We start from the raw sequence: 18,485 nt of genomic DNA on the forward strand, positions 1-18,485 counted from the left end.
GGTCAAATCCTGCCTTTTGTGTTTTCTAAATGAGGTTAGTCTACACGAGTATTATTCAGCGCATAGTTCCAAACGCGATAGAAGTAGAAAATGTAGCCAATGCCTAATGTCAGTATCGATATTACAAACCACAATAGCACGTGGCCGAGGTCGCTAAACAAGTCGATATCGCAATCCATTTTTCTCTCTCTTCCCATATCATCGACCACGTAGGTGCGGTTGAGAATGAACTTGGAGAAGGAATAGGGGAAAAAGAACAGCGCGATGCCAAAAGTGACGAAGCTTAGTATCAGCCAAATTAACAAATGTCCCAGAATATCTAAGATGGCGACGTCGGCTTTGAGTCTCATTTTGATTTCCTTTAGTGAAAAAAATGGCTTTCGTTAGAAAGCCATTCAAACAAACATTATTGAGTGACGGTTTTCTCTTGAATCACCGAATTATAGCGTTCAAAACCGGCTTTTAGATCTTCAATCAAATCTTCGACACTTTCTAAACCGATATGAAGACGAATCAGAGTACCCTCAAAGTTTGGATTAGCAACGGTGCGCAGGGAGTGAAAGCTCTTTGGTTCGTTGGCGAGGATAAGGCTTTCAAAACCGCCCCACGAGTAGCCCATGCTGAAGTGTTTCATGCCATCCAGCAGCGCAGTGGTTGCACGTGGGTAGCTCGATTTCAACACGAATGAGAACAGGCCGTTACCGCCGGTAAAGTCACGCTTGAAATATTCGCTGCCAGGACAAGACTCAAGGGCAGGGTGGCGAACATGATCCACTTCTGGGCGCGTGGCTAACCACTCTGCAACCTTCAAGCTGCTTTCGGCATGCTGACGCAATCTCACATCCAGCGTGCGGATACCACGTAGGCCAAGATAAGCATCATCAGGAGAGACGCACTGACCCATGAGGTAGCTCTGTTCGCGGAGTTGATCCCAGTACTTCTCGTGAGTGACAGCGGTACCTAGCATTACATCCGAGTGACCTACGATGTACTTAGTCGCTGCTTGAATCGAAATGTCGACACCATGCTCAAATGGAGAGAAGTTAACACCGGCCCCCCACGTGTTATCCAGCATCACAATGACGTCATTTTCATGAGCAATTTTTGCCATACCTGGAACGTCTTGCACTTCCATGGTGATAGAGCCCGGGGATTCAAGGAACAGAATTTTGGTGTTTGGCTGGATAAGATCTTTAATGCCTTGGCCAATCATTGGGTCATAGTAAGTGGTCTCTACGCCCATCTTCTTCATGATGCTGTCACAGAAGTCACGAGTTGGCTCGTAACAAGTGTCAACCATCAGAATGTGGTCGCCAGTCTCGACAAAGGCAAGAATCGCATTAGAGATAGCGGCAGTACCACACGGGTAGAGTGCACAGCCAACACCGCCTTCGATCTCTGTCATCGCATCTTGGAAAGCAAAATGCGTGTTGGTGCCACGACGACCATAAAATAGGGTCTTATTGGCGCGGTTCACGGTAGCGTGATGCTTTTCAGCGACAGTATCAAAGACAACGGTAGAGGCGCGTTGTACTGGCGGGTTTACGACTCCGTTTGTCCACTTTTTATCGCGGCCAGCGGTGACAAATTTGGTGGTTTTGCTTTCTGACATTAAAGATCCCTGTCTGTATTCAAACCGCAATGTGTTTGAGATTCATGCTTAGATAACAGCAATAAACCATGAAGGCCAAAGAGTTGCAAGTCTTTGGCCTTCATCAATCGCTATGATCAGAGCAGTGGGTTGAACAGGTAGAACAGCCGTTCGAAGAAGCGATGGTAAATGCTGCGTTGTTGCCATTGGCTGTAATCGACCAGTTCAGCACTTTCAATGTAGTGACTTTGTAACTTGTGCATTTTGTGGGTGAACACGGGATCTTCTACAGCAAGTGTCACTTCAAAGTTAAGCCACAAGCTGCGCATATCCATATTGACGGTGCCGACTAAGCAGAACAGCTCATCAATCACGACCGATTTTGTATGCAACAGACCACCATCAAACTCATGGATTTTAACCCCAGCGGAAAGCAGCTCGGTATAGAATGCTCGTGATGCCCATTTGACCATCATTGAGTCGTTGTGTTTTGGGATCACTAATTCGACGTTGACGCCGCGCTGTGCGGTCGTTTTTATGGTTTCAAGCAGATCAGCACTTGGGACGAAATACGGCGTAGTAATTCGCACCGACTTTTCCGCTTGGTGCATAGCAATGGTCAGCACCTGACCGATCAGTTGATCGGGCATGCCAGGACCTGACGGTACGACTTGAACTGGCTTTGAGTCTTTTGGAATATCGATTTGGCATTCGGGTTGAATGGGTAATTGCCTGTCGCCGGTTTCAACTTCCCAGTCCCAGCAGTGAATAGCAGAAAGCACATTGACCGTTGGCCCCTCAATTCGAACCATAATATCAATCCACTGACCCACTCCCGAGCTTTGTTTGAAGTAAGCGGGGTCGACCATGTTCATGGAACCGGTATAGGCTACCTCATCATCAATGACGATGATCTTGCGGTGCTGTCGCAGATCCAATCGACGTAAGAAAATACGCCATGGTGAGACTTCCAGCCCTTCCACTAATTCGATGCCTCCATCGCGCATCATACTTGCCCAGTGGCTACGGAAAAAGGTTGGGCTACCTGCTGAGTCGAGGAGAACTTTAACGTCCACACCACGTTTGGATGCTTGGATGAGTGCTGCGGCCACCGAATCGGCGAGGCCGCCTGGATACCAGATATAAAACACCATACGAATACTGTGTTTGGCGTTTTCAATATCATTAATAACAGACAGTAAGATTTCTTGCGGTGTCGTTTGCAGTTGTAATTCGTTGCCACACAAGGCAGGAATACCCATGCGCTTGTTACACAAATTATCGATTTTGGAAATGTGTGTACCCATGTTGTCGGGCACATGAGCATTACAATCGTTCAGTTGAAAGAACCATTCTTCGAAAGGCTGGAACATGACCCGAGCGCGCTCTGCGCGTTTACGGCCAAGGTTGAGTTCACCAAACATGAAATAGCAAATCACGCCAACCACTGGAATGATATAAATCACCATTAGCCACGCAAGAGAAACACTGACTGCGCGCCGCTTGAGCACAACCCGCAATGTCACACCGGCAACGAGTACCCAATACAAGCCAATGCCTGCGAGTGTTAGAAAGTGATAAACCTTGTCCATTTAGCCTCGATAGAAAGACAGTTTTGGAAATAATAATCTCAGAATCAAGTATTTGGAATAGTTAACTGTCTGTCAAATACAACGAGTCACTGCTGTGAGCGTTAAGTGTTAAGGAACGTAAATGCAATGGGTGTGAAATTACCAATGGAATAGAACAAAGTGTCGAGGAATGGTTAATGTGCGTTTACATCTGATGGTATTACGAGCGAACTATAGTGAAATAGAATGGAAAATCGCCAGGTAATAGTTTTGGGCTTCCAATTGTAAAGATTACCTGCTTTACTTGCTACCCATTCGCAAAAGTCCTGGAAAATTTGTGGTGTAAATGTTTTTGTACACTGTCAATGTCAGGAGTGAGAAAGACTTCGCACATGGAATAGCCGTCGTATATTGGCGACAGCTTGCGTTGCTATTTGTATCAAGGAAAGCCACTCTCAATTTCACGTCGAAAATCGACGGTTTGGTACAAAACAATGACAAGTTCCGATAGAGGACAATTCACTTCCCGATTTGGTTTTATTATGGCTGCCGCGGGAAGCGCAGTAGGCTTAGGTAATGTTTGGGGGTTTCCAACTCAGACAGCGACAAACGGTGGCGCGGCATTCTTGCTGGTTTACCTGTTTATGATGGCGCTGTTGGCGTTTCCAATGTTGATCGCTGAGCTGACAATTGGCCGTTATGGTCAATCCAACCCAATTGCATCACTTCGCAAAATATGGGTAAAAAACAAGCCGGTTGCTGCCATGTTTGGTGTGATTGCGCTGCTTACCGCTTCCATGATTCTTAGCTTTTACGCCATTCTAGCTGGTTGGCTAATCGGTTTTGGTCTTGCGCCTATTGCTGATGTTATTGGGCTAAATGGTGTAGCTGACTGGTTAGTAACGTTCGGCACGGCTCGAAACGTAAGCTTAACGGTTCTGTTCATGTTGATGACGGTGTTTGTTGTGAAACGCGGTGTTTCCGATGGGATCGAAAAGTGGTCATCTCGCTTGATGCCAGTCCTTTTTGTGCTTTTCATTGTTCTAATTGGTTATATCTTTACCCAAGATGGTGCTATGGACGGACTGGAAATGTATCTGGTACCGAAATGGAACCACCTAAATGCGAGCCTTGTGGTTAATGCAATGGGTCAGGCGTTTTTCTCTTTGTCGCTTGGCGTGGGCGCAATGATGGTATACGGCTCTTATCTTAGCAAAGACATCAATATTCCAAAGACGGCGGGGCAGGTGGCGATCATCGATACTGGCGTTGCGTTTATGGCGGGTTTGCTGATTCTTCCTGCTATGTTTGTTGCTAAAGAGAATGGCGTGCAGATTTTCAATGAGCTTGGTGAGCTGATTAGCTCTGGTAACCTGGTGTTTGTGGTACTGCCAGCGCTTTTTGAATCCATGGGGCTAGCTGGTGAAGTCATTGGCATCGCATTTTTTGCGCTCATGGTTATTGCGGCATTAACGTCCTCTATCGCCATGTTAGAAGTGCCAGTATCTTGCCTTCAAGAAGAAGCGAAGATGTCTCGCAACAAAGCGACCATGATCCTAGGTGGCACCATTTTGCTGTGTAGCGCCATTATTGCTGCGAACTTCAATGCGTTGTTCGACTTAGTCGCAACCGCCTCTACGGTTTATATGCAGCCGCTGCTTGGCGTGGTGTGGGCTGTGGTTATTGGTTGGATTTGGAGCCGCAATTCACTGCTTGAAGAAATCAGACAAGGCAACCCAGAAATTGAACAGACTTGGTTTTGGAAAATTTGGCCTTGGTATGTGAAGTTTGTATGTCCGGCGGCAATTTTGATCGTCTTTGCTTATCCTTTCCTCTGATCACTCAATATCAGAAACACAAAAGCTGCTCTTCGGGCAGCTTTTGTGTATCATCCGAGCCAAATAATTCAAAGTTACCTCTTTCATGTTCGATATTCAGTTTGAAAATGATGATTTTGTGGTCATCAACAAGCACCCTGGAGTCAGTGTTCACAAAGATGACGGGGATACCATGTTGGTGCAAGAAGTGGCGACCTTTGTTGGTTGTCCGCCACTATTTTTGGTGCATCGCCTCGACAAAATGACCTCAGGTTTGCTGATCTTAGCCAAACGTTCCGAGGTGGCCGCTGAGTTCTCGCAACTGTTCCAGCAACGCCAAATGGACAAGTTCTATCTGGCGATTGGCAGCAAAAAGCCCAAGAAAAAGCAGGGTACCATCTCTGGAGATATGGAACGCTCGCGTCGAGCGTCATGGAAGCTGGTGGCGACTAAGAATAACCCAGCAGTGACACAGTTCTTCTCCTTAGCGGGTGAAGAAGGTGAGCGGGCCTTTTTGTGTCGACCATTGACAGGAAAAACGCATCAAATTCGTGTGGCGCTTAAATCAGTGGGCTCTGCGATTGTGGGTGATCCTATTTATGGCCAGAGTACAGGGGTTGATCGCGGCTATCTTCATGCTTATGCATTGCGCTTTACTCTGTTTGACCAAGAGTATGAGTTTATCTGCGACCCGCGAAACGTTAATCTTGGCACTAAATGGAACAGCGCGGCTTTGAATAGCGCAATCGAACAATGGTCTAAACCGTGGGAGTTAGTATGGCCGAAGAAATGACCTCATCACATGACAATCAAGAGCTACAAGAGAATCTAGAGCCACAAGGTCAAGTGATGCAGGCCGACAAATTGGGCGTGTTCTTCGAACAAGTTGAGACAGCTTTGGCGTCTGCGCCAACTGAAGTTCGCCGTTTATTTCATGGCCGAGGTAAGTGCTTCCCTGGTTTGGATCAATTGACTTGTGATTGGGCGGCCAATCAGTTGCTGGTAAACTTGTTTAAGCCTGTCGACGAGATTTTCCTAACGACACTGCAACAAGGTTTAATGGAGTTAGCGGCTTCAACCATTTGGGAAAAGGCTCAAGGCAAAGCCGTAGTATTGCAACACAGATACAGCGACGGCGCGCCGTCAGAAGTACTTTGGGGTGAGCTCGATAGTAAACCTATGGTTGAAGAGCTGGGTTGTCAGTATCAACTCGATATTGGTCGCAACCAAAATTTCGGACTATTTCTTGATATGCGAAATGGTCGTGAATGGGTGAAGTCCAAAGCGGAAGGTAAGCGTGTTCTTAACCTATTTGCCTACACTTGTGGCTTTTCGGTCGCAGCGATAGCTGGTGGTGCGGAGCATGTGGTTAACGTCGATATGGCGCGTTCATCGCTCAACAAAGGGCGCGATAATCACCGCTTAAACAACCATGATCTAAGCCAAGTAAGCTTTCTTGCCCACGACATTTTTAAGTCTTGGGGGAAAATCAAAAAGTATGGCCCATATGACATTGTCGTGATTGATCCACCATCATTCCAAAAAGGCAGCTTTGCGTTAACCAAAGACTATAAGAAGATCTTAAGACGTTTGAATGAGTTGCTCACGCCCAATGGGGAAGTAATGGCGTGTGTGAACTCGCCAGCGGTCACGCCGGATTTTCTGATTGAAGGTATGGCAGAGGAAGCGCCGCAGTTGAGTTTTGTTGAGCGTTTACCAAACCCTGAAGAGTTTGCGGATGTAGAGCTGGATGCTGCCTTGAAGGTATTGCTGTTCAAATAGTAAAAATAGCACTCGATGAGTGCTATTTTTTTGTCTCAGAAATGAAGTTAGGTGCTGCTAGGTATTATTGTTCTTCAAGGGAATGACGATGTTTTTCGAGGGTGCGAAACATGGGTGGGGCAAACGTTTTTATCAAACAGTTACAAATTTTGCAGCCTCCGATCGATTGAACAACTATTTCGTGTATTTTTTCTGCCATGTAATTGATCTCATGCAGCGATACTGTGATCAGTAACACACAGCCCATGTTCAATTGTGCTTACTAAGGTTAGAATCCGTGCCAGTTTTATTTGGCACAAACAGGAAAGGCTTCTGATGACTACTCCAACTCAGTTCGAACTCTATGACATCCTCAAGACCTATGAGGACAACTATCAAAATGGGCCCTTCTTTGATGCTAAATTTCCGACTCGCCCTGCAATCACTCAAACTCAAAAAGTATTCGACTTTGAGGTGAACTCTCGTCTTGGCGTACCTGCGGGTCCTCTTTTAAATAGCCACTGGTGTGATATCTACGCCAAGCTTGGTTTTGACATTCCAGTCTATAAAACAGTACGAAGTGTCGAACGCACTTGTCACCCAGCGCCAAACTGCATCTTCCTAGATACTAACGAGCAGTTCAGTAACGGCGACATCAATGCTGAGATCCACCCTGGTGGACGTCCTTCACAAGACGAGCGTATCACCATCACAAACTCTTTTGGTGTTCCTTCACTTGCGCCCTCTGTTTGGATGAAAGACATCGAGGAAGGCAATCGTAAGATGGGTAAAAACCAGCTGATAATCGTATCGGTGAATGGTACACCCGGTCTAGATGAACGTGACCTCGTTGAAGACTATGGTTATGTTTCAGCAATGGCGAAAGAAGCGGGTGCCAAGGTTATTGAAGTGAACTACTCTTGCCCAAACCTAGGTGGTAGTACAGAAGGAGCTCTGTTCTCAGACCCTGAAAACTCAGCACTAGTATCGAAAAAAATCCGCGAATCGATTGGCGATACTCCTTTACTTATTAAACTTGGTTGGATGCCAGCAGAGCAACTTGAGAAAGTGATTGAAGCAAACCGCCCATATGTTGACGGTTTTGCGGCAATTAACACTATTCCTCGTCAAGTTGTCACTCCAGATGGTAAAGCTGCACTACCGGGTGAAGGACGTCTCTCAAGCGGTACTTGTGGTTATGCTATCGGAGATCTGGCAGAAGAAGTTACCAGCAACCTGATTGATCTGCGTACTAAGTGGAAAGACGACTTCGTTATCTGCTCTGTTGGTGGCATGATGAATGCTGAAGACTTACACCGCCGTCTAGAGATGGGCGCAGACATGGTAATGAGTGCCACTGCAGCCATGTGGGACCCATACCTTGCGCAGAAATTCCACGAGTATAAGTAACCACTCAATCTGCGTTAACTAACGATTTCAAGATTTAAGGGCATCAGTGTTTTGGCACTGATGCCCTTTTCGAATTCGAATTTAAAAGGGCAGCTTTGCACTGGCTAAAGACTATAAGAAGATCTTGAGACGTTTGAACGAGCTGCTAACACCCAATGGTGAGGTAATGGCGTGTGTGAACTCACCAACGGTGACGCCTGATTTTCTGATAGAGAGTATGGCGGAAGAGGCACCTCAATTGAGGTATATCGAGCGTTTGCCAAACCCTGAAGAATTCGAGGATATAGACCCAGATGCGGCCTTGAAGGTATTGTTATTCCAACAGAAAAATATTACTCAATGAGTGCCGCTTTTTGGACTTAAGACAAGAAGTGTTGATGGACGAACATTGTGCATTAAGATATGTGTTTCCATTTCTTGAATGGTGAGATGGGGGGAGCCTCGTTTTTACACTGGCAGCACAGCCCCAAATTTCGTCATCCCGCACTCGATGCGGGATCTACGCAATACGCACACCGAAAAATTACTAGGGTGCTGCCACTGACTGTTATTGCCTAGCATAGTTTCTAGCTAACTTTTGGACAGAAATGCTCTACATCCCTTCATTTCTAACATACCCCATATATCCGTCATCCTCGCGAAAGTGAGGATCTCTTACCGCGTGTAATTGACTGAAAATATTCGACTAAGTCACGTAATTCAGCTTCGCGACGCGCCGCATGAGATCCCCTTTTTCAAGGGGATGACAGTGATTTTTTTTTGGGGGGGAGGAAGCGCGAAATGGGGCAAAGACGTATTTGCAGAGTCTGCGACAAAAACACGCCCTTGGATAGAACTGTGCCAGTGATTCGACTAAATTAGCACTCAACCCTAGGTACGCAGTAATCAGGGGCATTTGAGCCATTGCTACCTACACAGGTGTTCAAACCATATAAAAATAGGAGTATCAATGCCACTTGAATGATGCGTGTTAATACCAAAGTAGCAATGTCCCCAGCTTTACGTTTTGCTCGGTTTACTCGTTCTTCATGAGTAGGCAATGGGCGGAGAGACCAATTCAATGTGCCATCATTACGCACAACGCAGAAAGAGCCAGTACCATCACTAAAACGAACATGAATATCAACTTCACCCTCCTCCCAAACGTACCTCTCTTGCATCCCTTTGAAAGTAGCTTTGGCTATTGTTCTAATACCTGTCCAGCTGTCAGAAAAACAGACTTTTGTGCCTATAGGATATGTTTGTAGGAATAGATGCATAGCGCGATCTGCCTGTGACTGTTCAGGCTGAGGGGCTGGCTTTTTTTCTATAGTTCATCGGAGAGGTCTCTGGCAGGGTAATTGACATAAAAAAGTAAGCTCTGAATAGCTACCAATTCCATAGACACTTTGTGGCATAAGAAAAAATAGGTCAAACAACCTCGTATAGAAATGAGGTACAGAACAGTTCTAGCTTAGAATGGGGCAGATATAAGTTGTTGCAGAATCTGCAATCACTGAGCTTTCTCGTTGCTCGGGCAACTATTGCAAAAATTGCAACAGCTCAACTACTACCGAGGAATCCTCGATAGTTGCTTGATAAGCAATGTGCATATTTTGCACATTGCTTAGTTCTACTGCCGAAGCGACGAGATCAGAACCGGGTTGGAGCAGAGGTGATTTACGAAATAACCTGTTTCGCAATTGTGCAAGACCCTCTTGCATAATTGGTTACTAGAGTTTGTCCAACAACCTGTTGGACAATTAGGAAACAGCTTGTTTCACAAATAAATCTCATGATGGTTTCTTGCGCTCTAAACACATCTTGGGGCAAAGGTGTGTTTGCCAAGATCGAAGTCAGCAAGTCCTTGGACATAAACAATTTAGATTAATCACTCTATAGCGACAATTTTAGATTAGGTAATACCATGGTTTATGCATTGCGCACCTGCCAATGTAGAGGCATGAAGCGCCGTAACATTGGCCTGGTTTTTCGAATTATTAGAGTCGATTGTTCACGAGTCGTTTCTCGTCATATTTGGCATCTGGCCCAACATACCAGACTCCCCAAAATGGAACGTCTCAAGCTGCGCTCGCGGCGTTGAGCTGGACTTGATCGAGCTTGTATGTAGAGCATCATCTTTCGTGTTGGCGGCGTAAAGCTGACCTGTGAATGGGATGCTTGTGTCGTAGTTTTCAAACCACCTTCCCATCGCTTCCGTCAACTCTTTATCTGATTTATCTACATGCGCCAAAAATGCGCTATGGTTTGCAAAGAGTCTTAAGTCATGGACTAAATTCGGGGTCTTTTCATCAGGAAATGCAGCGGCCATCAAGATCCCTGGGATTTTTTCATACCATAAATTACATACAGTCTGAAAAGAAGTCCCCAACTCTTTCATCTGGCCTGGTTTAACATAGCGCATTGTAAATCCAAATAATGCAGGGCCCTCTTCTCCTCCGCCATCAGCTTTAATAAAACCAGCCATGCTTTTCTTAAAATCGTAACGCACACATGGAATATTCTGAGTCTCAGCAAGTGTATCCTTATCCCAACCACCATACACAATCAGTGTATCAGGATCTTCTGCTGTGCTTTTATAAGTAGCCCATAACGGTTCACTCTCAGTTGGTCGGCCCCAATCGTTAGCGAAAGCATTTGCACTCTTAACCCAGATAACATGCCAGTAAACCAATGGTTCTTCTTTGTCAGGAAATGCAAAGATAGCCTTAACGTCTGGATTGCTCTCGTAGACAGACTTGGAAAACGCTTGATACTGGATCTTAAACTCTTCTAACATGCCATCCTTGATACGACGCTTGCCGTAAATGATGACTGGCGTTGTTTCAGCTGCCCCAGTGGGAGCCTTTGCTTCACCACGCACCTGCAGAGCCGAGTTATCTATCTTTTCATTTTTTGCTAATTTCATATCTGCTCCAAGTAAAGCTTGTCTATCCTGTTCAACTCAGAAATTTTGATTTTCACTAATTAAATTAGAGTATTAGGTATAAAAAAACCCTCTGGCAATTTCACTCAGAGGGTTTTTTAAAGACGCAAAAAGCTACCCCCCGAAATCTATCATGGTGGTAGTGGTCGTGTTAATTGCGTTCACATAAATTCGTTTCATATTTTATGAATAACAAATCTTTTAAAACACAGCAAGCTTTCTTCAAAAAATTGTACTTTATTTTTGAGTATGGCGGTGAGTCATGGGGTACGAAGTCTAATGGGACAGAAGTTCTCTACATCCCTTCATTTCTAACATACCCCATATAGCCGTCATCCTCACGAAAGTGAGGATCTCTTACCGCGTGTAGGCAACTGAAAATCTTTGACTAAATCACGTAAATCAGCTTCACGATGCGCTGAATGAGATCCCCTTTTTCAAGGGGATGACAGTGACTTTTTAGGATGGTGTGAAACACAAAAAGGGGCAAAACCGCGTTTGACTTCGAAGAAACTACTCGTGGTGACTAGATTCCTGCCTGCGCAGGAATGACGGAAATATTAGCACTGGGTCATTCTCGAGTTAGGCTGGCGAGCGCGAATGAGGGCAGGTTTGAGTTGGGAGCTTTTTAGTTATCCCTACCCGAATTGATTTGCGACACACGTTTCTTGAGCTCCTTTTGCAGTGCCTTTATGGCGTATGGCTTCATGCTTTTCCACTTTTGGCACTCTTCCCTAGTTCTACCGCAACCCAAACACCATCCTTTGGAACTAGAAAAGTTACAGACGCCGATGCAAGGACTTTGTTGCTTCTTCATACCGTCTCTCTTACGCGCATTTTTATTTTTGACGCGTCTCGTAACTGATTTGCTTGCTGATTTTCTTTATTTGTACACCATCCCGGCTAAAGGCATTTTGGATGGCGGTTGAAACATGCAGTTGACCATCGCTTGTCAAGAAGTTTGCTCTATCTTGGTTCGATTCAAATACACAGATAATTTGTAAGCTCTGTGGGAAAGATGGAAATTTAACCTTGTGAGTCACCCAAAGAAAACCCTCGTAGTTTTTTAGTGTACCTTCACAAACTTCGGTCAACACTTCTCTGATTAGATTGTCGATCTTCTTATCAGATTTACGCATCAAGAAAACTTCCTCTTTATAGTGGGTGAGCAACTATGATGACATACTTACTCATTCATTATCAGCAAAAGTGACATTCTTCTTGCTGGTATTCGAGTTTGCCTGTCATATGATTAACATGGCTTCGCCCTTCTTCCACGCCCATCTCATAGCCTATATCGAGTAGAGCTTTTTTCATCGTTAAGCGCTGTACAGGAAAGTCCTCGGGTGGAGTGATGACTCGAACCACGCAATCTTTGGGTGGGTTTTTAATAAACTGTAGCGAGTCATTGTAGTTCTCGGCACGTTTTGCCAGCGCTAGCCCAATATTCGGATGTTTCGCGAATAATTTTTTCATTAGCCAGCCTGCTTTAGGTTTTGGCATTTCATAGCTTAATGGGTGCGACAAAATCACCGTAATGTCTCTTGCCCCTCGGCGATAAGCCTCACGCACAGGAATTGAGTCAGCCACGCCGCCATCGGTGTAGCAACCACCATCAAAACATGGAGTCTCTTTGTAGGCGAGAGGCAGTGAAGCGGTGGCCTCAATAGCCTTGGCGATATTGTCTGGCGTGATTTCGTAGTAATCGGGACGACCAGTGGCAACATTGGTCGCCGCTGCGATAAAAGGCACCGATTTAAACACGAGTTCCTGATCTAAAGGAAATCGGCGGTTGGATTCCTCATAGAGCCATTTAACATCGACTAAATGGCCGCCAGAAACGAATCGGCGTGGGTTGTAGAACTGTTTGCTGGTCGCTAACTCGGTGATGACTTGATAGCTTCGAGTTGGTGCGTCGGCTAAATAACTTAGTAGATTGGAAGCACCCGCAGAGACGCCGATAACAAAGTCATAAGGGCGATAGTCTTGCTCTAGAAATGCGTCGAGTACGCCAGCTGCGAAAATGCCGCGCATGGCGCCTCCCTCGACAATGAGTGCTTTGGTGGTCATACGTAATCTCAGTTGGTTCAATATAGCGGTTTAATATGTCGATAAGATACGTGGTTCGCGCAGCCAGAGATAACTGGATGTGGTTATTCTAGTGATAGGTAAAACCGATTCTTGAAAGGCGAGGTAAGGAAATGACCATGAAAAAGGCCTCGCATGAAGCGCAACGTAGTTCATTTAAGAGGAGCAGCGTTGCGATTAACAGGGTATCGGGTTTTTGATATTTTTACCGCCCTAGGCCGGTTTGGCTTAGGGCGTTTGTCTATAAAGAGGATGGATAGGTCGCCTCGAAGGCTCTTTAAGCGTTTCGGCGTGTTACCTAAGGATACCGCTTTACTCATCACTTTGAGCTGGCTGGCTATAAATTGGCAAGCATACTTAAAACTTATTTCATTAGGTAAGCGCCCGTGTTCAACTGCGGCTTGACTAGCTTCTCGTCTCACCAAGTTATAACCAAGTAGCAGTCCCCATAGCTCTTGATAGACGAGATCGACTGTTTTGCTTCTCAACACTAAAGCGTTATGTTGCATCGAACTCTTGATATCACGATAACCTAATTCTATCTCCCACCTTTCATGATAAAGCTCTGCCACGGATTGAGCGTCATACTTGTCTCTAGGAAGAGAGGTAAACACCGTCTTGGATTTACCTTGGACCTCGTAAGTGACCGCCCTGACTGTCCATTTCTCAGGAAGATTAGGGTTCTTCTTACGAGCCTGTGGAGAGGTCTTCATCTCTACTAGCATGTCACTGCTTTCTTTATCGTCCAGTAGGGTATATTTGACTCCTTTCTTTGCAGGGAGAAGCCAATGTCTATTTATTCCACTGTTGTGAAGAGAAAGTAGTAAATCTGCTCCATAAAACCCTTTATCCAGTAATGTCACAGAGTTGTCTGGTAAAGCGTTGATGAAGGGCATCGCTAGAGGGATTTCACCTCGGCGATACGGGCTTATCGCTGCATCAACGATGACATGAGAGCGAACATTCATCATTGTCACAACCCTCAATACTGGATGAGGTGTTTGCCTGTTGCTAGACGTATTACCAGAGCCAAAATGTTCTCTTAATTCGGGTGTGTCAGCTGTTCTAAAAAGAGCACCATCTACAGCAAAAACCTGTAGGCCTTGCCAAGTATCATCAGGGTATCGCTCAAGCCCCCATGTTTTTCCGCATTGCTTAAACAGCCATTCTGGTGCTGCTTTACCTAAGCGCTGTCTTGCTTGGGTTAAAGCGCTCTTTGCCAACAGTTCTTCATCAGCAAGGCCATCAGCACAGACGTTCATTCTCCGTGCGACTTCGGCAATGGGTTCATTACGGAAAAAAGCCATACCAACAATTAACCACAAAACCATATCACTCGGTAGTCGGCGTCGACGGATTGTCGCTTTATCAGACAGAGAGGCTGCTTTAGCGACCCACTCATCAGGAATATGTTCAGAGAATGTGGTGAGCTGAGCTACATCGACAGGGTTTTCTTCGAGGAAGTCGGCAAAGAAGTTTTGAATAGACATAAAAAAATCGGAAACCTATAAACAGGTTTCCGATTGTCTCTCATCAGAAGGATCGGTCAACCGATCCTTATCTGATCTACATTGCTCGCATGAAGCGAGGCCTTGAAGACTACGTATTTTAAGTCGAGACACGTATTGAAGACTGCGCGTGGTATTAGTTTACCCAGTCTTTTAGCTCGAATGTTAGCGTGTGCGCTTGGCCTTTAAGCTCTAGACCATTTTGAGTAACAGTGATGTCACTCCAGTCTGAAAGAGTTTGAGATACCGTTCTTTCGATGTCCATTGCCGCACCTGGGCACATTTTCATCGTCATACCCATTTTTTCAATGCGGAACTGACCGTCTTTCAACTCGCCTTGACCGAAGAAGTTGTTACAACCTGCGTTGCCGTTAGCTGTCATTTTTTCGCCGATTTCTAGGCGTGGTGCTTGGCTTTGTTCATCGATTTGAATTGGGTTGCCATCAATTTGAACCAGATTCCAGTTATGGTGCTGAAGATCCTGAGCGGTAACGGCTTTCATTGGCTCCTCCTGCTTAGTATCGTTTGCGGCACAAGCCGTCATAAGAACTGGAAGCGCAACAGCTGCGAGTACCTTCTTAGAAAAAATCTTCATATTTTTTGCTCCAACGAAATGAAATTGCTGACCAGCGTAACTAATAAAACACTGTTTTTTGTCAGGAGTAGGTTATCTTTAGTATAGTGGGATTTCAACCTCGGATGTGGAAGTTATTGACTATCCATGTTGTAGGTGTCGCAGTTAATAGATAATTCAGACTATTCTTACTTTTCAAAGTAAAAGCACGTAACCGTATAGTTTGGGGATTATCATACCAACGGTTGGTGACGATAATGTTGGATAGCAAGGGATGTGAATGGAACAGCTTGAGTTTTTTACCGTACCTAGCCCTTGTGTGCGAGTCTGTACGGTGGATGAAAAAGGATATTGCCAAGGGTGCATGCGTAAACGGGAAGAGCGATTTAACTGGCTCTCTTATACGCCTGCACAACAGTTGTATATTATCAAGCTTTGCCGACAGAGATATCGCCGCAAGTTAGCACAGGGTAAGATCCCTGTGCCAAATAAGGTACTAGAAGAAGAGGCCAGCCCACAGCAAGATCTGTTTTAAGGCGGATTGACGTATCTTTAAGTCACGATGCGTAGCTGTTAGAGCCAATAGTCGCCGAGGAGCGTAGTATGATTATCCTGATAGGCTATTTGAGCTTGAAGTAACTCTGCGGTAGCCACCGCATCCATTAATGCATGGTGAGGTGGGTAGTCTGGCAGTCCATAGCGGCGGCGTGTTTGCCCTAAACGTACCGAGTCTGCTCGCTTTCCTTTCAGTTTATTCAGTAGCCCCGCGGTCAACTTCTCTTGATAATCTGACTCTATTTGCATGGTATCCACAACCGGAAACTCGATACCTTCACCCAGCATTTTCTTTAACGCGCAGTTTAAAAAGCCACGCTCGATGGGGCGGTAATGCACCACAATGACTTTACCGGCAAGTGCATTAAGGACATCGGCCAATATTTCGTTAAGCGTCGGAGCATCAATCAAGTCGTTGTGAGTAATGCCGTGGATCACTACTGACTCTTCTTCGAGCTTGGCTTTTGGGCGTACAGTCCAGTGCGCTGCTTGATTAAGTTTGATTCGAGACAGAGTAAAAGGTACCAAGCCAATAGACAAAATGCCGTCTTTTTCTGGGTTAAGTCCGGTGGTTTCGAAATCTAACGCGACAAAGGGAACTTCACTAAGTGGTGTGTCTGGCGACGGCAGCCCCGCTGCGTAGAAGGCTTGTATACGTTCATCTTTCGCGCGTTTACTGAGCTGCTCGAACTTATGATTCCACTGAATAGCAGGGGCTTTAAGGAGTTTCTTTATCATGATACCTACTTAAAGCTATTGCTGGCTTGGTAGCGGAATTTCAGGAAGTTCTGACCATTACTCAAGATTTGGAACGCATCTTTGAGGTTACGTCTTTCAAAGTCAGATAAGTTCTCCGGTTCAACGTTGTTATCGGGTTCGATGCCTTGTTCAACATCCAGCGCTTGGTGCGAAATACGCACCATAGAGATAAACTCTAGTGCATCTTTTAAATCTCGTGCACGGCCTTTTGGCAAGATCCCTGCTTCATGGATGTCGTCGAGACGCTCAAATGAGTTGGTCGAACGCGAGCCGACCGCAAGTGCATGCACACGAATCAGATCAACCAAAGGTGCAGTACCACGTCGCTTGAGGTTGATAGAGTTATTGTGGCGGCCATCTTTTTCCATGACGAAGTCTTTGAAGAAACCAAGTGGCGGCTTGCGGTTTAGAGCGTTTCGAGCCAAACACGCCAAGAATCTGTTATTTCGTCTAGCGCGTCGGACAATAAAGCTGTTGAGCTGTTCTGCCCATTTAAGCTTGCCGTAAATACCGTCTAAATCGAAGAATATTGAGGCATTGAGTAGCGCTTTCGGGTTGGGATCGTCAATCCAATCAGCAAAGCACGCTTCCCACTCCTTACGCGTCATGCGCCACTCTGGGTTAGTTGCCATGATGTCGCCGGTACAATAGGTATAGCCGCAGTCGGCCAGTCCATCACAAATAAATTTAGAGAAAGCTTCGAAGTACTTACCGTGCTTATCTTTGTCATAGCTGTCGTCGAGAATGATGGCGTTGTCTTGGTCGGTGACGAGCAACTGTTCATCGCGCCCCATTGAGCCCAGTGCTAAGAAACAATATGGGATCGGTGCTTGACCTAACTCTTCTTCGGCAAGCTCGATAATACGCTGTTTAAAGCTTCGTCCAATAACAGACATTGCAGTGCCCACCATGTGAGCGTTGGCATCTTCGTTGACCAAACGGACGAAACTGTCTCGCACTTGCTCAGACAGCGCTTTGAGCTCTTCTACTGACTGCTGCTGGAAGATGCTACTGACGAGCAGTAGAGAGTTTTGTGATTCATAACGAACGATATCGGTTGTTTCGATAATACCGAGCGGCTTTTTGTTCTTCAGCACGGGTAGGTGATGAACATTGTAGCGAAGCATGGTTAGCATCGCTTCATAGACGTAAGCATTGTGATCAAGAGAAATCACGTCAGTAGACATCACAGTCGATACTTCATCTTGTGGGTCTAAACTCTCAGCCAAAACGCGCGTGCATAAGTCGCGGTCGGTAATAATGCCCACAACGGGTGAGGAATCGTCTTCGTCACTTTCCACGATTTCTGGGTCGATGATGAGTAGGGATGAAACTTGTTCGTCTGCCATGACGCGAGCCGCATTCTGAATGCTGCTGCTCCGCACAATGGTTGGCGCATCACGGGTCAATAAGGTTCGAACTTTAGATGTGGTGAGATCATTCGTATTTTCATTGTTCGATACTGTTTGGCGCAGTCGGACGGTATCTTCTACTTCCACGAAATCAGCGAAGGAGTCAAATCCATCATAAAGTTCCTGAAATACTTCAGCGGGAATGCAATAAACGAGCGTATCTTCTACGGCTTTAGCAGGGAAGCGAACCTTGTTGTTGGTAAGAAGACCCATTTGACCAAATAGATCGCCCTCATCAATTCGGTTGTATAGCTCACCTTTACGACGATAGATCTCCACAACGCCACTGCGCACCATAAATAAGTCTTGGATATCATCTCCAAAGTGAATAATGGGCGTGTCTTCACGATAGTAACCAATCTCAATTTGTTGGGATACATGCACTAGCGTTTCTTCAGGTAGTTCATCGAAAGGGGGATGAGAGGCCAGAAAGTTCTGGATTTCAATCAGTTCAGCGTCCATGACGAGCCTTATCAAATGGAGTATCTGTTAATACTACACGCTGAAACCAAA

General features: G+C 45.6%; 16 protein-coding genes and 1 pseudogene. 6 read left to right on the forward strand and 11 right to left on the reverse strand.

Annotation, left to right across the window (positions count from 1 at the left end):
- Nucleotides 1–35: 35 nt before the first annotated feature.
- From AAA946_RS06400 to cls, 3 genes are all read right to left on the reverse strand, one after another.
- Nucleotides 36–350, reverse strand: coding sequence for a DUF6693 family protein (locus AAA946_RS06400; protein ID WP_338164113.1), 315 nt, complete (start codon nucleotides 348–350; stop codon nucleotides 36–38).
- 56 nt (nucleotides 351–406) lie between these two features.
- Entirely contained in the window at nucleotides 407–1,612 is a 1,206-nt protein-coding gene (locus AAA946_RS06405; RefSeq protein ID WP_338164114.1) for a cystathionine beta-lyase, read from the reverse strand.
- Nucleotides 1,613–1,728: 116 nt separating this feature from the next.
- Nucleotides 1,729–3,183: a cardiolipin synthase gene (cls, locus tag AAA946_RS06410; RefSeq protein WP_338164115.1), complete on the reverse strand. Its 1,455-nt coding sequence runs from the start codon at nucleotides 3,181–3,183 to the stop codon at nucleotides 1,729–1,731.
- A gap of 473 nt (nucleotides 3,184–3,656) precedes the next feature.
- Between cls and AAA946_RS06415 the strand changes: the two genes are divergently transcribed.
- The 5 genes and pseudogenes from AAA946_RS06415 to AAA946_RS06435 form a co-directional block, all read left to right on the forward strand.
- The gene (locus AAA946_RS06415) at nucleotides 3,657–5,000 is read left to right on the forward strand and encodes a sodium-dependent transporter (RefSeq protein ID WP_338164116.1); all 1,344 of its coding nucleotides are present in this window, start codon (nucleotides 3,657–3,659) and stop codon (nucleotides 4,998–5,000) included.
- Nucleotides 5,001–5,085: 85 nt separating this feature from the next.
- Entirely contained in the window at nucleotides 5,086–5,772 is a 687-nt protein-coding gene (locus tag AAA946_RS06420) for a TIGR01621 family pseudouridine synthase (protein ID WP_338164117.1), read from the forward strand.
- Nucleotides 5,773–5,828: 56 nt separating this feature from the next.
- On the forward strand, nucleotides 5,829–6,761 hold the full coding sequence (locus tag AAA946_RS06425) for a class I SAM-dependent methyltransferase (RefSeq protein ID WP_338165782.1): 933 nt from the start codon (nucleotides 5,829–5,831) through the stop codon (nucleotides 6,759–6,761).
- A gap of 315 nt (nucleotides 6,762–7,076) precedes the next feature.
- Entirely contained in the window at nucleotides 7,077–8,150 is a 1,074-nt protein-coding gene (locus AAA946_RS06430; RefSeq protein WP_338164118.1) for a hypothetical protein, read from the forward strand.
- A gap of 85 nt (nucleotides 8,151–8,235) precedes the next feature.
- Nucleotides 8,236–8,493 (forward strand): annotated as a pseudogene (locus AAA946_RS06435) (class I SAM-dependent methyltransferase); the annotation flags it as partial.
- Between the two features lie 1,650 nt (nucleotides 8,494–10,143).
- On the opposite strand, the gene AAA946_RS06440 reads toward AAA946_RS06435, so the two are convergent.
- From AAA946_RS06440 to AAA946_RS06465, 6 genes are all read right to left on the reverse strand, one after another.
- Nucleotides 10,144–11,058 (reverse strand): hypothetical protein, encoded by a 915-nt coding sequence (locus AAA946_RS06440; RefSeq protein WP_338164119.1) that lies wholly within the window; start codon nucleotides 11,056–11,058, stop codon nucleotides 10,144–10,146.
- Nucleotides 11,059–11,704: 646 nt separating this feature from the next.
- Nucleotides 11,705–11,893: a DUF1289 domain-containing protein gene (locus tag AAA946_RS06445; protein ID WP_338164120.1), complete on the reverse strand. Its 189-nt coding sequence runs from the start codon at nucleotides 11,891–11,893 to the stop codon at nucleotides 11,705–11,707.
- Nucleotides 11,894–11,915: 22 nt separating this feature from the next.
- Nucleotides 11,916–12,215, reverse strand: a complete 300-nt coding sequence (locus tag AAA946_RS06450) for a Fis family transcriptional regulator (RefSeq protein WP_338164121.1) — start codon at nucleotides 12,213–12,215, stop codon at nucleotides 11,916–11,918.
- Between the two features lie 61 nt (nucleotides 12,216–12,276).
- Nucleotides 12,277–13,146: a patatin-like phospholipase family protein gene (locus tag AAA946_RS06455; RefSeq protein WP_338164122.1), complete on the reverse strand. Its 870-nt coding sequence runs from the start codon at nucleotides 13,144–13,146 to the stop codon at nucleotides 12,277–12,279.
- A 170-nt stretch (nucleotides 13,147–13,316) separates the two neighbouring features.
- Nucleotides 13,317–14,654 carry an IS4 family transposase gene (locus tag AAA946_RS06460; RefSeq protein ID WP_338163367.1) on the reverse strand — a complete coding sequence of 446 codons (1,338 nt, stop codon included), beginning with the start codon at nucleotides 14,652–14,654 and terminating at the stop codon, nucleotides 13,317–13,319.
- A 154-nt stretch (nucleotides 14,655–14,808) separates the two neighbouring features.
- A complete protein-coding gene (locus tag AAA946_RS06465; RefSeq protein WP_338164123.1) occupies nucleotides 14,809–15,267 on the reverse strand; it encodes an META domain-containing protein in 459 nt (152 codons plus the stop codon).
- Between the two features lie 259 nt (nucleotides 15,268–15,526).
- Here AAA946_RS06465 and AAA946_RS06470 point away from each other — a divergent pair, with 259 nt between their 5' ends.
- Nucleotides 15,527–15,781: a DUF1289 domain-containing protein gene (locus AAA946_RS06470; RefSeq protein WP_338164124.1), complete on the forward strand. Its 255-nt coding sequence runs from the start codon at nucleotides 15,527–15,529 to the stop codon at nucleotides 15,779–15,781.
- A gap of 38 nt (nucleotides 15,782–15,819) precedes the next feature.
- Here the strand turns inward: AAA946_RS06470 and AAA946_RS06475 are convergent, their stop codons facing one another.
- Nucleotides 15,820–16,536 (reverse strand): 3'-5' exonuclease, encoded by a 717-nt coding sequence (locus AAA946_RS06475; RefSeq protein WP_338165783.1) that lies wholly within the window; start codon nucleotides 16,534–16,536, stop codon nucleotides 15,820–15,822.
- Between the two features lie 8 nt (nucleotides 16,537–16,544).
- The gene (locus AAA946_RS06480) at nucleotides 16,545–18,434 is read right to left on the reverse strand and encodes a DUF294 nucleotidyltransferase-like domain-containing protein (protein WP_338164125.1); all 1,890 of its coding nucleotides are present in this window, start codon (nucleotides 18,432–18,434) and stop codon (nucleotides 16,545–16,547) included.
- Nucleotides 18,435–18,485 lie beyond the last annotated feature (51 nt).

It is taken from the genome of Vibrio sp. 10N, from assembly GCF_036245475.1.
In the GTDB taxonomy this organism is placed as follows: Bacteria; Pseudomonadota; Gammaproteobacteria; order Enterobacterales; family Vibrionaceae; genus Vibrio.

Coding starts and splice junctions, on each gene's coding strand:
- cls (WP_338164115.1), bottom strand. CDS start 3,183: ATGGACAAGGTTTATCACTTTCTAACACTCGCAGGCATTGGCTTGTAT.
- AAA946_RS06470 (WP_338164124.1), top strand. CDS start 15,527: ATGGAACAGCTTGAGTTTTTTACCGTACCTAGCCCTTGTGTGCGAGTC.
- AAA946_RS06445 (WP_338164120.1), bottom strand. CDS start 11,893: ATGAAGAAGCAACAAAGTCCTTGCATCGGCGTCTGTAACTTTTCTAGT.
- AAA946_RS06455 (WP_338164122.1), bottom strand. CDS start 13,146: ATGACCACCAAAGCACTCATTGTCGAGGGAGGCGCCATGCGCGGCATT.
- AAA946_RS06450 (WP_338164121.1), bottom strand. CDS start 12,215: ATGCGTAAATCTGATAAGAAGATCGACAATCTAATCAGAGAAGTGTTG.
- AAA946_RS06430 (WP_338164118.1), top strand. CDS start 7,077: ATGACTACTCCAACTCAGTTCGAACTCTATGACATCCTCAAGACCTAT.
- AAA946_RS06420 (WP_338164117.1), top strand. CDS start 5,086: ATGTTCGATATTCAGTTTGAAAATGATGATTTTGTGGTCATCAACAAG.
- AAA946_RS06440 (WP_338164119.1), bottom strand. CDS start 11,058: ATGAAATTAGCAAAAAATGAAAAGATAGATAACTCGGCTCTGCAGGTG.
- AAA946_RS06480 (WP_338164125.1), bottom strand. CDS start 18,434: ATGGACGCTGAACTGATTGAAATCCAGAACTTTCTGGCCTCTCATCCC.
- AAA946_RS06460 (WP_338163367.1), bottom strand. CDS start 14,654: ATGTCTATTCAAAACTTCTTTGCCGACTTCCTCGAAGAAAACCCTGTC.
- AAA946_RS06400 (WP_338164113.1), bottom strand. CDS start 350: ATGAGACTCAAAGCCGACGTCGCCATCTTAGATATTCTGGGACATTTG.
- AAA946_RS06425 (WP_338165782.1), top strand. CDS start 5,829: ATGCAGGCCGACAAATTGGGCGTGTTCTTCGAACAAGTTGAGACAGCT.
- AAA946_RS06415 (WP_338164116.1), top strand. CDS start 3,657: ATGACAAGTTCCGATAGAGGACAATTCACTTCCCGATTTGGTTTTATT.
- AAA946_RS06405 (WP_338164114.1), bottom strand. CDS start 1,612: ATGTCAGAAAGCAAAACCACCAAATTTGTCACCGCTGGCCGCGATAAA.
- AAA946_RS06465 (WP_338164123.1), bottom strand. CDS start 15,267: ATGAAGATTTTTTCTAAGAAGGTACTCGCAGCTGTTGCGCTTCCAGTT.